General features: G+C 46.2%; 15 protein-coding genes. 8 read left to right on the top strand and 7 right to left on the bottom strand.

Translation table 11 applies throughout. The features are described 5' to 3' along the window. Positions 1 to 91 precede the first annotated feature (91 nt). Together gcvH and VJL_RS11370 are read right to left on the bottom strand one after the other, a co-directional pair. A complete protein-coding gene (gene gcvH / locus VJL_RS11375) occupies positions 92 to 472 on the bottom strand; it encodes a glycine cleavage system protein GcvH (protein WP_038870875.1) in 381 nt (126 codons plus the stop codon). Between the two features lie 51 nt (positions 473 to 523). Then, on the bottom strand, positions 524 to 1,819 hold the full coding sequence (locus VJL_RS11370; protein WP_038877984.1) for a serine hydroxymethyltransferase: 1,296 nt from the start codon (positions 1,817 to 1,819) through the stop codon (positions 524 to 526). 379 nt (positions 1,820 to 2,198) lie between these two features. On the opposite strand from VJL_RS11370, the gene VJL_RS11365 reads away from it, so the two are divergent. Beyond that, complete coding sequence (locus VJL_RS11365) at positions 2,199 to 2,822, top strand: helix-turn-helix domain-containing protein (RefSeq protein ID WP_005431308.1); 624 nt, start codon at positions 2,199 to 2,201, stop codon at positions 2,820 to 2,822. 260 nt (positions 2,823 to 3,082) lie between these two features. After that, a complete protein-coding gene (gene gcvT, locus VJL_RS11360) occupies positions 3,083 to 4,201 on the top strand; it encodes a glycine cleavage system aminomethyltransferase GcvT (protein ID WP_038870869.1) in 1,119 nt (372 codons plus the stop codon). Between the two features lie 225 nt (positions 4,202 to 4,426). On the opposite strand, the gene VJL_RS11355 is transcribed toward gcvT, so the two are convergent. Continuing rightward, entirely contained in the window at positions 4,427 to 5,152 is a 726-nt protein-coding gene (locus VJL_RS11355) for a TetR/AcrR family transcriptional regulator (protein ID WP_005441953.1), read from the bottom strand. A gap of 163 nt (positions 5,153 to 5,315) precedes the next feature. On the opposite strand from VJL_RS11355, the gene VJL_RS11350 reads away from it, so the two are divergent. From VJL_RS11350 to VJL_RS11335, 4 genes are all read left to right on the top strand, one after another. After that, positions 5,316 to 6,389 carry an efflux RND transporter periplasmic adaptor subunit gene (locus VJL_RS11350; protein ID WP_038877982.1) on the top strand — a complete coding sequence of 358 codons (1,074 nt, stop codon included), beginning with the start codon at positions 5,316 to 5,318 and terminating at the stop codon, positions 6,387 to 6,389. After that, positions 6,389 to 7,450, top strand: coding sequence for an efflux RND transporter periplasmic adaptor subunit (locus VJL_RS11345; RefSeq protein WP_038877980.1), 1,062 nt, complete (start codon positions 6,389 to 6,391; stop codon positions 7,448 to 7,450). The genes VJL_RS11350 and VJL_RS11345 overlap by 1 nt, the downstream gene beginning before the upstream one ends. Further along, complete coding sequence (locus tag VJL_RS11340; RefSeq protein WP_038877978.1) at positions 7,450 to 10,509, top strand: efflux RND transporter permease subunit; 3,060 nt, start codon at positions 7,450 to 7,452, stop codon at positions 10,507 to 10,509. Before VJL_RS11345 ends, VJL_RS11340 begins: the two co-directional genes overlap by 1 nt. Before the next feature lie 275 nt (positions 10,510 to 10,784). Then, positions 10,785 to 11,498: a COG3650 family protein gene (locus VJL_RS11335; protein WP_038870862.1), complete on the top strand. Its 714-nt coding sequence runs from the start codon at positions 10,785 to 10,787 to the stop codon at positions 11,496 to 11,498. Between the two features lie 85 nt (positions 11,499 to 11,583). Here the strand turns inward: VJL_RS11335 and VJL_RS11330 are convergent, their stop codons facing one another. Then, positions 11,584 to 12,147 carry a porin family protein gene (locus VJL_RS11330; protein ID WP_038877976.1) on the bottom strand — a complete coding sequence of 188 codons (564 nt, stop codon included), beginning with the start codon at positions 12,145 to 12,147 and terminating at the stop codon, positions 11,584 to 11,586. Between the two features lie 420 nt (positions 12,148 to 12,567). On the opposite strand from VJL_RS11330, the gene VJL_RS11325 reads away from it, so the two are divergent. Beyond that, on the top strand, positions 12,568 to 13,287 hold the full coding sequence (locus tag VJL_RS11325; protein ID WP_439654169.1) for a winged helix-turn-helix domain-containing protein: 720 nt from the start codon (positions 12,568 to 12,570) through the stop codon (positions 13,285 to 13,287). Further along, the gene (locus tag VJL_RS11320) at positions 13,278 to 13,772 is read left to right on the top strand and encodes a hypothetical protein (RefSeq protein ID WP_038877972.1); all 495 of its coding nucleotides are present in this window, start codon (positions 13,278 to 13,280) and stop codon (positions 13,770 to 13,772) included. The genes VJL_RS11325 and VJL_RS11320 overlap by 10 nt, the downstream gene beginning before the upstream one ends. 133 nt (positions 13,773 to 13,905) lie before the next feature. Here the strand turns inward: VJL_RS11320 and fruA are convergent, their stop codons facing one another. Genes fruA through fruB form a run of 3 tightly spaced genes read right to left on the bottom strand, consistent with a single transcriptional unit; the run spans position 13,906 to position 17,790 of the window. After that, a complete protein-coding gene (gene fruA / locus VJL_RS11315; protein WP_038877970.1) occupies positions 13,906 to 15,651 on the bottom strand; it encodes a PTS fructose transporter subunit IIBC in 1,746 nt (581 codons plus the stop codon). Positions 15,652 to 15,670: 19 nt separating this feature from the next. Continuing rightward, positions 15,671 to 16,645 (bottom strand): 1-phosphofructokinase, encoded by a 975-nt coding sequence (gene pfkB / locus VJL_RS11310; protein ID WP_038877968.1) that lies wholly within the window; start codon positions 16,643 to 16,645, stop codon positions 15,671 to 15,673. A gap of 11 nt (positions 16,646 to 16,656) precedes the next feature. Then, a complete protein-coding gene (fruB, locus tag VJL_RS11305) occupies positions 16,657 to 17,790 on the bottom strand; it encodes a fused PTS fructose transporter subunit IIA/HPr protein (RefSeq protein WP_038877966.1) in 1,134 nt (377 codons plus the stop codon). Positions 17,791 to 17,901: the final 111 nt, after the last annotated feature.

Below are 17,901 nucleotides of genomic sequence, written 5' to 3'. Positions count from 1 at the left end.
TGAACGCTACTGATAATCTAAATTATACGTCCGAACCTAGAAAAAAAGCTGCCCACTTGGTGTTAAGGGGACAGCTTTCGTCTCATCCTAATTACTCTTCTTCGATAGAGCTTAGGTATTCTTCCGCATCTTTTAAGTCTTCCAACTCAGATGGGTTTGAAAGCTTCACTTTCACAATCCAACCACCTTCGTATGGTTCTTCGTTGATTAGCTCTGGGCTGTCTTCTAGCTCTTCGTTGATTTCAACTACTTCGCCCGTGATTGGTGAGTAGATGTCTGAAGCCGCTTTTACAGATTCCACCAAAGAAAAGCTTTCGCCTGCTTCGACTTCATCTTCCACGTCTGGTAGGTCAACGAATACCACGTCACCCAGCATCTCTTGAGCGTGCTCTGAAATACCGATAGTTACTGTGCCGTCACCGTTGTCACGTACCCACTCGTGGCTATCTGTAAACTTCAGTGTTTTGTCCATTGCTTAATCTCCAAATAACTTGTCAGGATAGTTTCTGATTTAATAAATCTTTTATTGGTAAAGAGGGTAGCGACTGCAAAGCTCTTTTACTTGCTTGCATACGCGTTTTTCTACTTCTGCGTCACCTTCAGGGTTGTTCACCAAACCGTCCAGTACGTCACCAATCCAATTACCGATGAGTTTGAATTCTTCAGCGCCAAAGCCGCGGCTTGTACCCGCAGGCGTTCCTAAACGGATGCCCGATGTAATCATAGGCTTCTCTGTGTCGAATGGGATGCCATTTTTGTTACATGTGATGCCTGCACGCTCTAGTGCTTCTTCTGCTTTGTTACCTTTCAAGCCTTTAGGGCGAAGGTCAACCAGCATCAAGTGCGTGTCTGTACCACCAGTTACGATATCGCAACCGCGAGTTTGCAATACTTCTGCCATGACTTTTGCGTTGTTGATCACTGAATCAATATAAGTTTTGAATTCAGGACCGAGCGCCTCACCGAACGCCACTGCTTTAGACGCTATCACGTGCATCAGTGGGCCGCCTTGTAGGCCTGGGAATACCGCTGAGTTGATTTTCTTAATGATGTCTTCGTGGTTGGTCAGAATCATACCGCCACGTGGGCCACGCAATGTTTTGTGCGTTGTAGTCGTAACAACGTGTGCGTAAGGAAGCGGGCTAGGGTGCGCGCCTGTTGCGATAAGACCGGCGATGTGAGCCATGTCGACCATAAGAATCGCGTTTACTTCGTCTGCGATTTCACGGAATTTTGCAAAGTCGATAGTACGTGGAATAGCACTACCACCTGCGATGATCATTTTAGGTTGGTGCTCAAGTGCAAGTTGGCGAACTACTTCGTAGTTGATTTCTAGTGTTTCGCGGTCAACGCCATATTGAACTGCATTAAACCACTTACCAGAAAGTGCAGGGCGCGCACCGTGCGTTAGGTGGCCGCCTGCGTCTAGAGACATACCAAGAATGGTGTCGCCAGGTTGAAGTAGTGCCAATTTTACTGCGCCGTTTGCTTGGGCGCCTGAGTGTGGTTGAACGTTTGCGTATTCACAATTGAAAAGTTTTTTCGCGCGTTCGATAGCAATGGCTTCCACTGTATCTACGTGCTCACAACCACCATAGTAACGGCGACCTGGGTAACCTTCAGCGTATTTGTTTGTTAGGCATGTGCCTTGAGCTTGCATTACCGCTTTAGACACGATGTTCTCAGAAGCGATAAGTTCGATTTGTTCGTTTTGGCGAGCGAATTCTGCCTGAATTCCAGCAAAGACAGCGTCATCTGTCGCAGAGAGGTTGGTAGAGAAAAAGTTTTCCAAGCTGTGGTTAGGGTAACTCTTGTTCATGGTAGTTGACCTTCCAAATCTGAAAATGAACCCGCAGTAGAAATAGTTGTTTGATTGCGATGGTGGCTCATTTGTCCTCAAAACAGCTGAACTGCATAGCAGAACAGAGTGAACTTTCGGCCCGAATAAGTGGGCAAAACTCCGTCGGATTGTGGTTTCTCTTGTCCAATCTCTTACGGAAATGTGCATCTCTACATCTAACAAGTTGGTAACATAGCGCTTGCGGCACGAACAATCAACCAAAAATTTCCTATAGGAAACGAGATTTCTGGTTTTGTTAACAAGAGCACGCTTTAATTAACTCGGTGGACTTTTATCCACTATAGGCTTCATGCACAATGCTAATAGGAAGGAATAAAGGATATTTACAGAGGGATTTATGGCAGAAAGTATTTACGATGAATACCCGTCAATGACGTTGGCGAAAGAGCAGCAAGACCAGAATATTGAACCGCTTAAGCTCGGTCAGCGCATTAAAGATATCCGCTCTAAACTTGGTATTACGTTAGAAGAGGCGAGCCAACGAACTGGCCTTGCGCGTTCTACGCTAAGTAAGATCGAGAATGAACAGATTTCTCCAACGTTCCAAGCGATGCAAAAATTAGCGCATGGGTTACAAATTGACATGCCACAACTATTTGAACCGCCTAGAAAAAAGGTCGCGACAGGGCGCAGGGATGTAACCAAGAAAAAAGAGGGTAAACCACACCCAACCCAAACCTACGAACACGAGCTGTTGGCGACTCAACTTTCCAATAAGAAAATGATGCCTTTTAAGAGCCAAATTCGTGCCCGTAGTTTTGACGAATACAAAGACTGGGTTCGTCATGATGGGGAAGAGTTTTTACTCATCTTATCAGGTGAGGTGATGTTTTATTCTGAGTTCTATGAGCCTGTTGTATTAAGCGAAGGCGACAGTGTGTATTACGATGCGAACATGGGTCATATGTTGACCAGTGTGAGTGAGGAAGACGCGCACATTTTGTGGGTGACTGCCAAATAGTGATAAATAGTTGTAAATTTCCTATAGTGAAGGCAAACGTTTGCTATCGGTTTTGAATGCGTTATGATGGCGCTCTGTTGATGATATCTCACTCAACAGAGCGCCTTTTTTGTGCGTTCTGTTGTGATTAAAATGTTAAAAGTCACACTTTTGAAAGTCGAGTGATGTCTTGTTCGTGCAAAATTGAATCAAGCGTGTTTATTATTGGAAACACAACGAATGCCGACAGCATCATCGGGTCTATCTAAATGGAGACGAAAATGACTCAAGAACTTCTGAAAACACCACTGCATGCACTTCACGTAGAAGTAGGCGCAAAGATGGTCCCGTTCGCGGGTTACGACATGCCAGTTCAATACCCACTAGGCGTAAAGAAAGAACACTTACACACTCGTGATGCAGCAGGTCTGTTCGATGTTTCTCACATGGGTCAACTTCGTTTGATTGGTGATGGTGCAGCAGCGTTCTTAGAGACACTGGTTCCGGTTGATATTGTTGACCTAGGTGCGGGCAAGCAGCGTTATGCTTTCTTTACTAATGAGCAGGGCGGCATCATGGACGACTTGATGGTGGCTAACCTTGGCGATCATCTGTTTGTTGTCGTGAACGCAGCATGTAAAGAACAAGACATTGCACACCTTCAGGCGCATCTTCCTTCTGGCATTGAGCTTGAGATCATTGATGATCGCGCACTGCTTGCGATTCAAGGTCCTAAAGCTGCAGAAGTACTAGCGCGTTTCGCACCAGAAGTAGCAGAGATGCTGTTTATGGATGTTCGCAAAGTTGAACTACTAGGCGTTGAGTGCATTGTTTCTCGTAGTGGTTACACAGGTGAAGACGGTTACGAAATCTCTGTTCCTGCGGACAAAGCAGAAGAGCTTGCTCGTAAACTCACAGGTGAAGAAGAAGTTGAGTGGATTGGCCTTGGTGCTCGTGACTCACTTCGTCTTGAATGTGGTCTGTGTCTGTACGGTCATGACTTAGACACAACAACAACGCCTGTTGAAGCAAGCCTATTATGGGGCATCCAAAAAGTACGTCGCGCTGATGGCGAACGTGCAGGTGGCTTCCCTGGTGCTGACATCATTCTTAAGCAGATCGAAACGAAAGACGTTGCACGTAAGCGTATTGGCTTGGTTGGTCAAACCAAGGCGCCAGTTCGTGAAGGCGCTGAGCTGTACGATGCAGATGGCAACAAGATTGGCGTAGTAACCAGTGGTACAGCAGGCCCTAATGCAGGTAAGCCAGTATCAATGGGTTACGTACGTGCCGATCTAGCGGCTATCGGTACAGAGCTGTTTGCAGAAGTACGTGGCAAGATGCTACCAATGACGGTAGAAAAAATGCCGTTCGTACCACAACGCTACTACCGTGGTTAATTAAGCTAATTCATTGATTTAGAGAGTTAAATAAGGCTCGTTATTCCAGCGAGCCTAAGCGAAACTAGGAATCTATCTCCCACGCGCTGTATAGCTACAGTGTCGCGGTTAGGAATAAGCAACTATGAAGTAGGTTCCATTCCGTTTCCTCTCTGAAATGATAAGCACAAACAAAAATGCCGAGCTCAGTGCTCGGCATTTTTTATGTTCTTTTGAAAGCTCAACTTATGCGGTGAGTTCTTCGATAGGGCAACACATCTCAATCACAACTTCACTCAGTTTGCTTGGGTGAATCATGTCTTCTTTGTTCACGCTAAACTGACTTGCCATGATGGTGTTGAACAATTCCCAGTGGTTAATCAGCATTTTCTCGCGATTGTCTGCATCTTCTGGCCACGTCTCTTGCATCATAGGTGCTAGGCTAATCGCACCATGTGCAAACACCAGCATTTGCCACTTTGATTCCCATTGATCAATACGATGCTCTGGGTATTCCACGTTGTAGTCAGCAAATAGGTCGGTAAAGATTGCCGCGAACTCATCTTTTGATCGTAAGAAGTATTGCAGCAATGCATCGTCGCCTTGGCGAATCGCATCGGCAATCATTTGAACTGGGTGAGGGTTAACGAGTGCAAACGCTAGCATTCTTACCATGAACAGGTAGATTTTTTGATTCGATGGCGTATTCGCTGGCATTTCGCTTACCAACTGCGCCATGTAGCTTTGCATGAATTCGTCCATGCCATCACTAACGGCTTGCCAGATTTTCTCTTTGCTGCCGAAGTGGTGGCGAATCAAACTATGGGACACACCAGCTTTCTCACTGATGTTTCGAAGCGAGACACGTTCGTACCCTAACTCACAGAACATATCTGCCGCGACTCTTAGAATCAGGCACTTAGTTTGCTCAGCGGCTTCAGCACTTCTACGGCCTTGCTTTCTTTCTGTCATAGTTCGAATTTTCCCGAATATTAATCAACGCGCCTATTTTTACCAGAAACCGGACAGTTTGCCTAATTATTTTATTATCCACGTGGAAAATATGTTGATCATTTTTTCGTTACACATATACTGCACACCTGTGTAGTAAATATAAAGTCGATGGAGAAAGCCAGTGCGAAAACAATACTTAAAGCGCACATTTGTCGGAGCAGCGGTGGCATTGAGCCTCGCCACGATGCTGACAGGGTGTAACAAAGCCGTATCAGAACCGTCTGAGCCATTAGTCAAACCTGTAAAATTACTTGCTGTTAATGATCTGACTGTTGCCGATTCCGATGCATTCCTTGCACGAATAGATGCAACGTACAGAGCCCAACTTTCATTTCAGGTAGGTGGCGAAATTGAGAAGTTGATCGTGAGAATGGGTGAAGAGGTGAAGCAGGGCGATGTACTTGCAACGCTAGACCCAAAAGACTTGCAGTTAGCTCTTGATGCATCACAAGCGCAGTACGCATTAGCGAAAACCCAATGGGAACGCTCGAAAAGTTTGTACAACAAGAAGCTGATCAGTACAGACAGTTACGACCAACAAGAAACGCAATACAAAGCGGCACTGGCAAACTTAGAGCAAGCGAAAACCGATTTGAGCTACACAGAGATTCACGCGCCGTTTGATGGTGTGGTGTCTTATACCTACGTGAAGCCATACCAAGTGGTTGCTGCTAAGCAAGAAATCCTAAACCTAATCGACAACACCACTTTGGATGTGTCGTTTACTTTGCCTGTGACTTACGCCGAAGCGGTGTCATTGAACTCACTTAAAGACGCAGAGATGTGGGTGACGATGGACAGCGAACCAAACAACCGCATCCAGGGCCAATTCAAAGAAATATCTACCCAACCCAATGCTGACACCAACAGCTACGAAGCGATCGTGACGATTACTCGTCCTTCTGATCGCAACTTGCTAACGGGCATGACAGGCCAAGTACACATTGCGAAGCAAAACGTATCGAACGCGATGATGCTGCCAAATGCGGCTTGGGTGTCGAAAGACGCCGCTCATGGTGAAGTTTGGGTAATGGACAGCGATACACAGCAAGTCAATAAAGTGACCTTGTCACTAAGTGCGAATGGTGCTGTGGAGTCGGGTCTGGACAAGAATGATTACGTTGTTATTGCAGGTGTTGAACGCCTAGTAGAAGGCCAAGTGGTGAAAGCTTGGGTTCGTGAGGAAGGTATCTAATGAAACGTTCATTATTCACAGTATCGGCTATCGCATTGGCCGTACTAACCGGTTGTAACAGCACAGACGAAGTCACCGCAGAGCAGCCTTTGTATGTTTCTACGGTTGCTGTCGACGTTCCAGTAAAAAGCCAATACCGCACATTCAAAGGCCAAGTCGTGCCAGCGGAACAGACGCCAATTGCATTCCGTCGCGCAGGTGAAGTTCAGCATGTGCTCGTTAAAGCGGGTGACACGGTTAAAGAAGGCCAGATGATCGCTAAGTTAGACGACAGCAAAGAAAAGCAAGCGGTAAACGATGCAGAAGCACAATACACACTCGCGATTCGTCAGCTGAAACGTGGTGAAGAACTGCATCACCGCCAAATGATTTCTAAAGCGGAGTTGGATGAGCTAACGGCAAATAAAGAGCTGGCGGAAGCAAACTTCTACAACGCGACAAACCAACTGAACTACACACGTTTATTTGCCCCGTTTGCGGGCAAGGTTTCGGATGTATTCAAAGAGCGTTTTGAGCGTGTTGCGATTGGTGAGCCGGTTCTAAACCTTTATCAAAGCGAAAAAGTGTACGTTCGCATCGAGCTGTCAGACAACGTGCTTGCGATGGTAAACCCAAATACACAAAGCATGAGCTACCAACCTCAAGCAACGTTCTCGGGTGACGCGAAATCTTATGCGTTGGATTACTTGGAGCACACCAGTGAGCCAAACGCGCAGACACAAACATACCAAATGTATTTAACCATGCCACAACCTGATGAAGAGATTTTGCCGGGTACTAGTGTAAGCGTTGCAGTAGACATGGTGGCAGCGGGTATAACGTCGATTGATGGCTACAACATTCCAATGACTGCGCTTCAAGCGGGTAACAAGGATGGTGAGTTCTTTGTGTGGAAATTAAACAGTGACGCGGTCACAAAAGTGGCGGTGACGATTGATCAAATTAACGGTGAAGGCGCGATTGTGTCATCAGGCGTTGCACAAGGCGATGTATTAGTGAATTCCAGCTTACGTAAGTTACGCGAAGGTAAGTCAGTGGATGTGGTGGAGAAACAACAATAATGAGCATTGCTGAATACTCAATTAAGAACAAAGTCATCAGCTGGCTGTTCATCGTTATTCTCGCGGTTGGCGGGGTAATGTCATTCCTAGAGTTGGGCCGATTGGAAGATCCGGCATTTACTATCAAAGATGCGATGGTGGTGGCGACTTATCCTGGCGCGACTTCTAAAGAAGTAGAAGAAGAGCTGACGTATCCGCTTGAGAAAGAGATTCGTAAGCTGCCTTATATCGATAAGATCACGTCGACGTCCTCAAGTGGTATGTCACAGATTATGGTGAGCATGAAGATGGACTACGGTCCGGATGAATTGCCGCAAATCTGGGATGAAATGCGCCGTAAAATCAACGATCTGCAACCAACTTTGCCGCAAGGCGTTCAATCTCTGCAAATCATTGATGACTTTGGTGACGTGTACGGCGTAATGCTGATGTTAACGGGTGACGACTACGATTACGTAGAACTGAAACGTTACGCAGACCAGCTCACGCGTGAACTCGAACTGATCGATGGCGTGGGTAAAGTCGACATTGCAGGCGACCAACAAGAAATGCTGTTTGTTGAGATTTCATTGGATCGCTTAGCGGCTCTGAACCTCGACATGAACGTGATTTCTGGCTTGCTGAACCAACAGAACAATGTGGTTTCTGCGGGCGAGGTGATGGTAAACGGCGAGAGCCTTATTATTCGCCCAAGCGGTACATTAAACACCGTAGAAGCACTAGAAAACCTGATCATTCACGGTCGTGACACCGGTAATCTGATTCGCTTGAAAGACGTTGCAACCATCAGCCGTGGCATTCAAGAAAAGCCGGGCAATGTGCTGCTATATAACGGTAAGAAAGCAATCAACATTGGTATTTCGTTTGCGTCTGGCGTAAACGTAGTAGAAGTCGGTCAACGTATTGAAGCTGAACTGGCGAATCTTGAGACCATCAAGCCGGCTGGTTTGGATATGAACTACTTCTACAACCAATCGCAAGAAGTAGACGATTCAGTAAAAGCGTTTGTTATTAGTTTGGCAGAAGCGGTTGCTATCGTAATCATCGTACTGCTGTTCACTATGGGCTTACGCAGTGGCGTGATAATCGGTTTGGTGCTGTTGTTGACGGTATTCGGTACCTTCATTTTGATGAACTACAACAATATCGAACTGCACCGTATCTCGCTTGGTGCGTTGATCATTGCGCTCGGTATGCTGGTGGATAACGCCATCGTGGTGGTCGAGGGGATATTGGTTGGCCTTAAGAAAGGGCGAACCAAAGTTCAAGCGGCAACAGATATCGTAAAACAAACTCAGTGGCCGCTGCTTGGTGCGACAGTCATTGCTATTACCGCGTTTGCGCCTATCGGTCTGTCTCAAGATGCGACTGGTGAGTTCATGGGCTCTCTGTTCTGGGTATTGTGTTTCTCACTATTTCTAAGCTGGGTAACTGCGATTACTTTGACGCCATTCCTTGCAGACCTTCTGCTAAAAGAAGAAGACAAAAATACACAAGCAGAAGACGAAGATCCGTACAAAGGTTGGTTGTTTGTCGCGTTTGGTGCGTCTCTTAAATTTGCGTTGCGTTTCCGTTGGTTAACGGTAGCAGGCATGGTGGCATTGCTCGTTGGTGCTGTGGTTGCGTTTGGTAGTGTGAAGCAACAGTTCTTCCCGCCATCAAACACGCCGATGTTCTACGTTGATATGTGGATGCCAGAAGGCACAGACATTCGCGAGACCATCAAGAAAGCGGAAGAAGTAGAAAGCTACATTCGTACACAAGATGATGTCGATTTTGTTTCAGCTTCGATTGGTCAAGGCTTGCAGCGTTTCGCTCTGACTTACCAACCAGAGAAAAGTTACGAAGCTTACGCGCAGTTCCAAGTTCGTACGACAGATCGTGAGAACATGTTTGAACTGCTGCATAAGTTGGATGACAACCTAGCGAAGACGTTTGATAAACCCACGTTCCAGTTCAAGTTGATGGAATTCGGCCCGTCGCCGGCGTCTAAGATTGAAGCGCGTATTACTGGCCCAGATCCACAAGTGCTTCGTGATCTCGCGGTGCAAGTAGAAGACATTCTTCATACTGACCCAGGTGCTCGTAACATTCGTCACGACTGGCGTGAGCGCACTAAAGAGCTCGTACCGGTATTCAACGAATCAAAAGCGCGTCGCTTGGGCATCTCGAAAGAAGATCTTTCAAGCACGTTACAAATGGCGTTTGGGGGTAGCACGCTTGGTTTCCTTCGTGATGGTACAGATACACTACCTATCATGACGCGTTTACCAGAAGAAGAGCGTGTAGATTTCGAATCACTGCAAAACGTGAATATTTGGAGTCCATCGTTACAATCTTATATCCCAGTTGATCAAGTGATCGATGGTGTGAAGCTGGCTTGGGATGAGCCGTTAATTCAGCGTCGTGACCGTAAGCGTACTCTAACGGTATTGGCTGACCATGATGTGCTTAGTGACGATACACCCGCAAGTTTATTCTCTCGCATTGAGCCTAAAGTGATGGCTTTGCACCTTCCTGAAGGCTATGAAATCACGTGGGGCGGCGAATACGAATCATCGAAAGATGCACAAGAAGGTCTGTTTGGCTCATTGCCAATGGGTTATTTGTTGATGTTCATCATTACGATGCTTCTGTTTAACTCACTGAAGAAGCCATTGGTTATTTGGTTCACTGTACCGCTGTCTATCATTGGTGTGGCATTTGGTCTTCTGACGACAAACATGCCTTTTAGCTTTACTGCGTTCCTAGGCTTATTGAGCTTGAGCGGTATGATTCTGAAAAACGGTATCGTACTTCTTGACCAGATTAACCTAGAGCTAGCATCAGGTAAGGATCCTTACTTAGCGATTGTCGACAGTGCGATCAGCCGTGTTCGTCCAGTGAGTATGGCGGCATTGACGACGATTCTGGGAATGATTCCTCTGGTATCAGATGCGTTCTTCGGCTCAATGGCGATTACGATTATGGCAGGCCTTGGTTTTGCTACAGTTTTGACTCTGATTGTTGTACCAGTCATGTTTGCAATTCTGTTTAAGATCAAACCAACCACTGCATAAGGGACTTCCTGGCTTTTATTATTGTCAGATTCCTGCCTAGCCCTGGGGACTTTCCTCAGGGCTTTTTTGATCGGGGAGAGTCAAGATACGAGAGGGAAAAGAGAATAGAAGTGAGAAGCAAAAGAGAGAAGAAGAGAGGCTGGAGAAAAAGATAAGGGCGAAAAGGAAGGCTGGTGGTTTGGTGTACACCTTACTGATTTTTATGATTTTCTTACAAGCGATTGATAAATCTTGCGTATACTAAAGAAACATCATCAATAAAAGAGCGAACGCAAATGAACAATCGCGGATTACATGGACTCTTCCTTTTAGGTTCACTAACGCTAATTGGCTGTTCTTCCACAGACGGCATTTCTACTGATAATACAGATTCTCAAGTTCCTGTAGAGCTAAAAAGTGCAGATGCAGCGACCATCGCAACGTGGATTGACCAAAGTATTCTGATGCCACAGGGTCTTTCTTTAGAAACGGACAAAATTCGTTATGTTACGGGATCTGCTGATTTGAACAGTGATGGTACAGCAGAACATTTGGTGTTGTTCCAAGACCGTTTCTTCTGCGGCAGTGGTGGCTGCACGGCATATATGTTCGATAACAACGGTAAAGTGCTGAACCGCATGTCGGTAACAAGAACACCGATTGCACTAATAGACAGCTACAGCAACGGTTGGCAAGACTTTGTTGTGTGGAGTAATGGTGCTTATCGTCAGATGAGTTACAACGGTGAATCTTACCCAAGTAACCCGTCAGTAGAACCTAAAATCGACCACAACACTCAAGTTCAGACAGCGACAGCGTATGTGATGGCGACAGAGTTATACCAGCAAGATGGTTACGATATTATGCCCGTCGATGACAAAGAGATTTGGACGCCGGCCAACGTCTATCACTTCACCTTTAAACACCATGGTGATCCGCAAAATGTTTACAACGCGATGGTGAACTTGAACAGCGGTGACGTGGATATCGAATCTGAACCGATGCAATAAATCGGCACGTTATACAAGAAAGGGCGAACGCTTATCGTAAGCGTTCGCCCTTTGTACTTTCTATGTGTCCGCGTTTGTTTTTTTATTAAAACTTATAAGTTGCACCCGCATAGAAAGAGCCGACCTGAATGTTGGTGTCCCAGTTCGAGCCTTTCGAGCCGACATTGAAGTGGTCCATCTCATACGCTGCTCGGAAAGTGATGTTGTTAAACTGATGCGGCGTGTATTCAAGACCGGCCCCTACGCGAAGTAGCAGCTCGTTTTCGTCTTCACCGAGAAATTCAGGCACATCCACCGAAATGTAGCCCAAACCTAGCGTCGCGAATGGTCGTAACCCATTGTCGAATGTGTAGCCAATGTTTGCAGCAACAGACGCACTATTTACGTTGAGATCAAAAGGCGTGTTCTTTACTTTGATATCACCGTAGTCAGTGTATTGAGCTTCTATACCGACGATACGATTGAATTGATAACCGCCAATAATTTTAAAAGTTGTGCCATCAGCATCCAAATGTGTAAACGGACTATAATCACTGTATGTGGTGTTACCCATACCCCCGCCCAGATAAAACCCTGATACATCCTGTGAGCTATTTGCATGAGCCTGAATGCTAACAAGTACGGCGATAAGGGTGGCTGCTTTTTTCATTGTTATTTACCTCTGTATTACTGTCTGTATTGTTGTGTTTAAAACAGTGTTCATTATCTAAATGAGGCGCTGAAAAACTAAACAAAAAGTAAACAAAAACCAAATAATTCCTATTGATTTAGTGACTTAGGCAATTGTGTGTTTTTTGTGTGCTCGGAAGGTATGCAGAGTTAAAAATTGATGTTTGAATCCTTCATTACTAAAAACTGAGTGCTGCATTGTGGTGTGATGAAGATGACTTGGTTTTTAGAATGGTTCAGCAAACCTGACCTATAATTCAAGGAGTTGAGAAAGCAGTGAGCCTGTATGCATAGAATCTATTTCGCCAATTTGGTCCTCGATCCGACGACAAGGACATTGTCCAATTCACGCGGTAATGATGTTCCTCTAAGGCCACTTCCATACCAAGTGCTGAACTTGATGCTTGAAAAGCAGGGCGTACATGTAACTCGCGAAGAGTTATTCGAAACCTGTTGGGATGGTTCAGTTGTTACCGATCAAGCATTGACCAATGTCATTTCCGGTTTAAGAAAGAAACTTGTTCAGTTGAAGGCGCAAGGTGTACAGATAAAAACGGTAAGTAAAATTGGCTATTTACTGGAAGTTGATGCGGATGTGAAACCCATCAAACAAAAAGTTGAGATACCGGAACTCCAAACGCTCGAAATTGATGATGTTGAGCATCAAGTCAAAGCAGCGCCCAAGCAAGAAGCTGAATCGCGAGACAAGGCATTTAGCTTAACCCCAATACTGATGACGGCTTTCTTGCTTTTTGCGATTGTCTTTGTGCTTTATTTTCGTCCGTTTGTGCCACATCCTGATTTTCTTGATGATTCGGATTACCAACACTTTTCTGTGTCAGAAACGGACTTCTACTTTTACGATCAAAATCATGACGAGTTAGATCTTTCGGCTTTGGCAAAGAGCCTCAACGATGAGGTATTTCCGGTGTGTCCGGCCATCGTATATTTGCGTGTGTCTGAATCGGCTTATCAAGAAGGGGCGCATACTTTACGTGCGTTTGCTTTCGCCAAAAACAGTAATAAGAACGTCAACTACATTAAGTTTTCTCTCGATATCGACACCTTGAAAGAAACGGTCTTAGAGAGCATGAGCAGGGCGGATGCAATATGCAGATAAACAAACTACTCGTACTCAATATTGCATTGGCAACGGGACTCGTGGGTGTGGTTGTTCACCAAAAGTATTTCCAATCCGATGAAATCACTGGTTCGCGTTGGGCGTGTGCAACGTTTGAAGAAGACTTTATTACTAGAGGTTACCGACGTTATGAAAACATCAGTGACCGTTCTGTCGTGGTGTTTAGCTCGGATAGGGACATGTACATTTTCCAGAAAGGAACGTTGCTGACGAAAAAGGGCGAAAGAAAAGAATATGAACTGGTTTACAACGGTAAGTATCAAGTGGAGGGACATGCGCTGACGGTGGATTATCAGAAAGTCAGTTGGAATGAACAGCCAACGGAGAGTGAGGTTTTCGTCAGAGACATGAACTCTTACGTAGGCACCAAAACGGACTTCATTTACAAAGTGGAAGACGAACGCTTGTTCTTTTTCAATCAGAGCGAAACAGAAGAGAGTAACTTTATCTGCTATCGGATTTAGCGCCCGTTAGACTCCGATTATCGCTCAATAAAAAACACCTCCCAATGCCGAGGCTAGAGGGAGGTGTCGAATGCCAAATCGAGGGAGGCATTGTTAATCGTTGCTTAGAACCGTCTAAGCGAGTTAGTCACGATTAAGCAGCTGCTTCTTGTTTCGCTTCTGCTTTGTTCTTTAGGAACGCGTAAGTGAAACCTGTTACCGCTGTACCTGCTGCGATTGCTACCAAGTACATTAGCACTGGTGAGATTGCGTTAGGGATAAGCAGTACGAACAAACCACCGTGTGGTGCCATCAGTTTTGCACCGAACAGCATCGATAGAGCACCAGTTAGTGCGCCACCCGCCATACATGATGGGATAACACGCATTGGATCTTTCGCTGCGAATGGGATTGCACCTTCAGAGATAAAGCACAGACCAAGCACGAATGAGGCTTTACCTGCTTCACGCTCGCTTTGCTCGAACTTGTTCTTAGCAATGAACGTCGCAAGACCCATACCTAGTGCAGGAACCATACCCGCGGCCATGATTGCAGCCATTGGTGCGTAAGTTTGCGAAGCCAATAGACCTACACCGAATGCGTAAGCAGCTTTGTTTACTGGACCACCTAAGTCGAAACACATCATCGCGCCAAGGATAATACCCAGTAGAACTGCACTGTCTGAACCCATGTTGTTTAGGAAATCAGTTAGGCCGTTCATGATGCCAGATACTGGGCCACCCACGATGTAAATCATCACAAGACCCGTGAACAATGTCGCCACGAACGGGATGATAAGGATAGGTTTAAGTGCTTCCATTGATTGTGGAAGTTTTACTTTGTCGGCAAGGAACTTAGCAGCGTAACCGGCAATGAAACCTGCTGCGATACCACCAAGGAAACCTGCACCTGTTGAACTAGCAAGCATACCGCCAACTAGACCTGGAGCCAGACCCGGACGGTCAGCAATAGAGAAGGCGATGTAACCAGCAAGAACTGGGATCATCAAGGCGAATGCAGAGCCACCACCAATGTTCATTAGCGCTGCTGCTAGCGTACCTTCTTCTTTAAATGCTTCGATACCAAATACGAAGGATAGGGCGATGATCAAACCACCGGCTACCACAACTGGAAGCATGTGAGATACGCCGGTCATTAGGTGCTTGTATGCGCCTTTCTTCTCTTCTGTCGCTGATGATGCGCTAGAAGAACCAGAGTGTTGGTATACGCTTGCTTGTTCAAACGCTTTGTCCATTTCTTCCGCTGTTTTCTTCAGCGCTGGACCTGTTTTAGTGCGGTACATCTTCTTGCCGTTAAAGCGGTCAAGAGGTACTTCGATATCTGCTGCGATGATGACCAAATCTGCGTCTGCGATTTCTTGGTCAGTCAGTTGGTTTTTCGCACCTACTGAGCCACGCGTTTCCACTTTGATTTGGTGACCGCGACGTTTGCCTTCTTCTTCTAGTGCTTCTGCTGCCATGAAGGTGTGTGCAACGCCGGTTGGACATGCAGTGATTGCAACAATTTTCTTAGTTGCAGAGGCACTTTCTGCTGGTGCTGCTACTTGTGCCGTAACTGTGGTTACTTGCTCTAGTGTCACTGCACCTTCAACAGCCGTTTGTAGGAAAGCGGATGCGTCTTTCGCTACAGTGCTGATATCTGCTTGGTAGACTTTTTTACCTACGAAACGAGAAGTATCAACTGGAGTGTTAGCCGCAATTACGATCGCTTCTGCTTGTTCAATGTCAGCGTCTGTCAGCAGTGTTGGTTCAACCACGCTTGATTGGCATTCAATCTTTGCGTTCCAACCCAGCTTCGCCGCTGCTTGTTCTAGTAGACCTGCCGCAATGATGCTGTTCGCAACACCACTTGGACAAGCTGTAATAATGGCAATATTCATACTGATAACCTTCTGTTCCTTAGTTTTTGTCTAAGTTCGTATTAGGGTAAAGCTCGGTTACTTGCGTTTGGAGCTTGATGTTCTCCAGTTCTTCCTGACTGGTTAGGCCAACGCCAACTTGGCTTACTGCTAGGGCAGAAAGCGCGGTAGCGAAGCGCAGTAAATCGTTTTTCGGCATCGCTTGCATGTGACCCCAGCACAAGCCAGCAACAAGCGTATCGCCAGCGCCAACAGTGCTTACTACATTCATTCTTGGTGGTTGAGCACGTAACCATTCGCCTTGGTTAAGCCACATCACGCCGTCTGCTCCCATAGAAACTACGATGTTCTCAATGCCTTTATCGCTTAGCGTTTGCGCTGCTTCTTGGCATTGTTCTGGCGTTGAAAGGTGCTCGCCGACAAAGTCACTTAGCTCTTCATCGTTTGGTTTGATCAACCAAGGGTGAGCGTCGATGCCTGCACGTAGTGCCACTTTGCTGCTATCGAACAAGACTTTCTTGCCTTGCTGATGCAGCTTCTCAATCCATGCCGCGCATTGCTCTGCAGTAACACCGCCCGGTAGGCTGCCTGCCAATACAAAGTAATCGTGTGTTTCTGCAAGGCGGAATAGGTTTTCTTCAAAGCGCGCGATTTCTTCTGCTGTGACTTGAACGCCAGGGAAGTTGATGTCGCTCACTTGGCCATCTGCTTCAACCAATTTCACGTTGATGCGAGTTGCGCCTTCTACTTCAACGAATTCGTTTTCAACCTTGATATCGCTGAATAGCTGGTGGAAGAGCTCTGGGTTGTCTTTGCCAAGAAAGCCCGTCACTGTTACGTCTGCACCTAGGTCACTAAGCACTTTCGCTACGTTTACGCCTTTACCAGCCGCGTGTAGGTTGCTCTTTTCAACTAGGGTGACAGAACCCACTTTAATTGAGTCCAGCGAACCTGTTAGGTCAAGGGCAGGGTTAAGCGTGATGGTAACGACTTTGTTTGTTTTCAATGCTGTCATTCTCTCGCCCCTTAACCTTCGCCAAGACCAGATGCGATTGCTTTGCCGATTGACTCAAGTGCTTGTGCAGCATCTGGACCTTCAGCAGAGAATTGAAGCTGGTGACCGTGTTTCACACCCAGCGCGATAACTTTCATTAGGCTCTTCGCGTTCACTGCTTTGCCGTCGCCATCTAGGTTTGCCACACGAATGGTAGATTCGAACTTCTTCGCTTCAGCAACTAGCATTGCGCCAGGACGAGCGTGTAGGCCGTGGGCGTTTTTGATCTTAAAGATTGCCGTGTTGCCATCTTCAGCCGCTTCTGTTGCCATTTCTTCGCCTTTGAACAGTGCAAGGATCTGTTCAGCAGAAGCATCAAGTAATTTGCTGTGTTCGTTGTTAAACACAAGCTTTGAAATCGTGCTTAGGATAGATTGGTGAGCGTTGTTGCAAGCTGCAAATGCAACTAGAGCACGCACTTTCTCACCTTCGAATTCACAATCATTTGCTGTTGATACAAAAGAAACACCAGTGCGAGTTACTTGCTTATCACTACCTACTAGCCATAGACCTTGACCAAGGTGCGTTGGTGTTTTTGTTACTAGGTCTGCAACGAACTCTGTACCTGCACAACCTGTGTTTTTAAGTAGGCCGCCAGCAACCGCGCTCATTTGAATCATGTCGCTTGCTGGGAATAGCAGTTGAATGAGAGAAGCATCGAAATCCGCCTCTAGCTGAACGTCGCCATGAAGCAGGGCAATAATGTCGTCTTCGTTTTTCGCATCACGCAGACGCTCTTCAACGCCATCCGCACCCAGTACCTTTGTTAGCTGCTTAAGAATGCCTAAGTGCTCGTCTGATTTCGCAGCAATACCAATAGCAACGTAAACTGTGTTGCCATCACCCCATTCAACGCCTTCTGGGAAGTGGTGAACAGCAACGCCGGTGGTTTTCACCATTGAGCGCGTGTCAGTCGTGCCGTGTGGAATCGCGATACCGTTACCTAGAAACGTAGAGTTCTGGTTTTCACGGTTTAGCATGCCTTCTACATAGCCTTGTTCAACCAGACCTTTGTCTGTCAGGCTTTTCGCGATGCTTTTGATCGCTTCAAACTTATCTGTAGCGGATTGAGATAGGGTAATGTCGTTCTTACTTAGCTTAAGCATGGTGCTTCTCCAGCCTTAAGGTATCTATTTCTAATTCATCTTGGCTACGCAGTACTTTGTTTGCGTAACGCCGTTTATCTATGGTTGCTGAACGTGTCTTTGTTCGTCATT

Source organism: Vibrio jasicida CAIM 1864 = LMG 25398 (assembly GCF_000400365.1).
GTDB lineage: Bacteria > Pseudomonadota > Gammaproteobacteria > Enterobacterales > Vibrionaceae > Vibrio > Vibrio jasicida.
The sequence above is the reverse complement of the archived record's forward strand: the minus strand, read 5'-3'. Positions and strand labels throughout refer to the sequence as shown.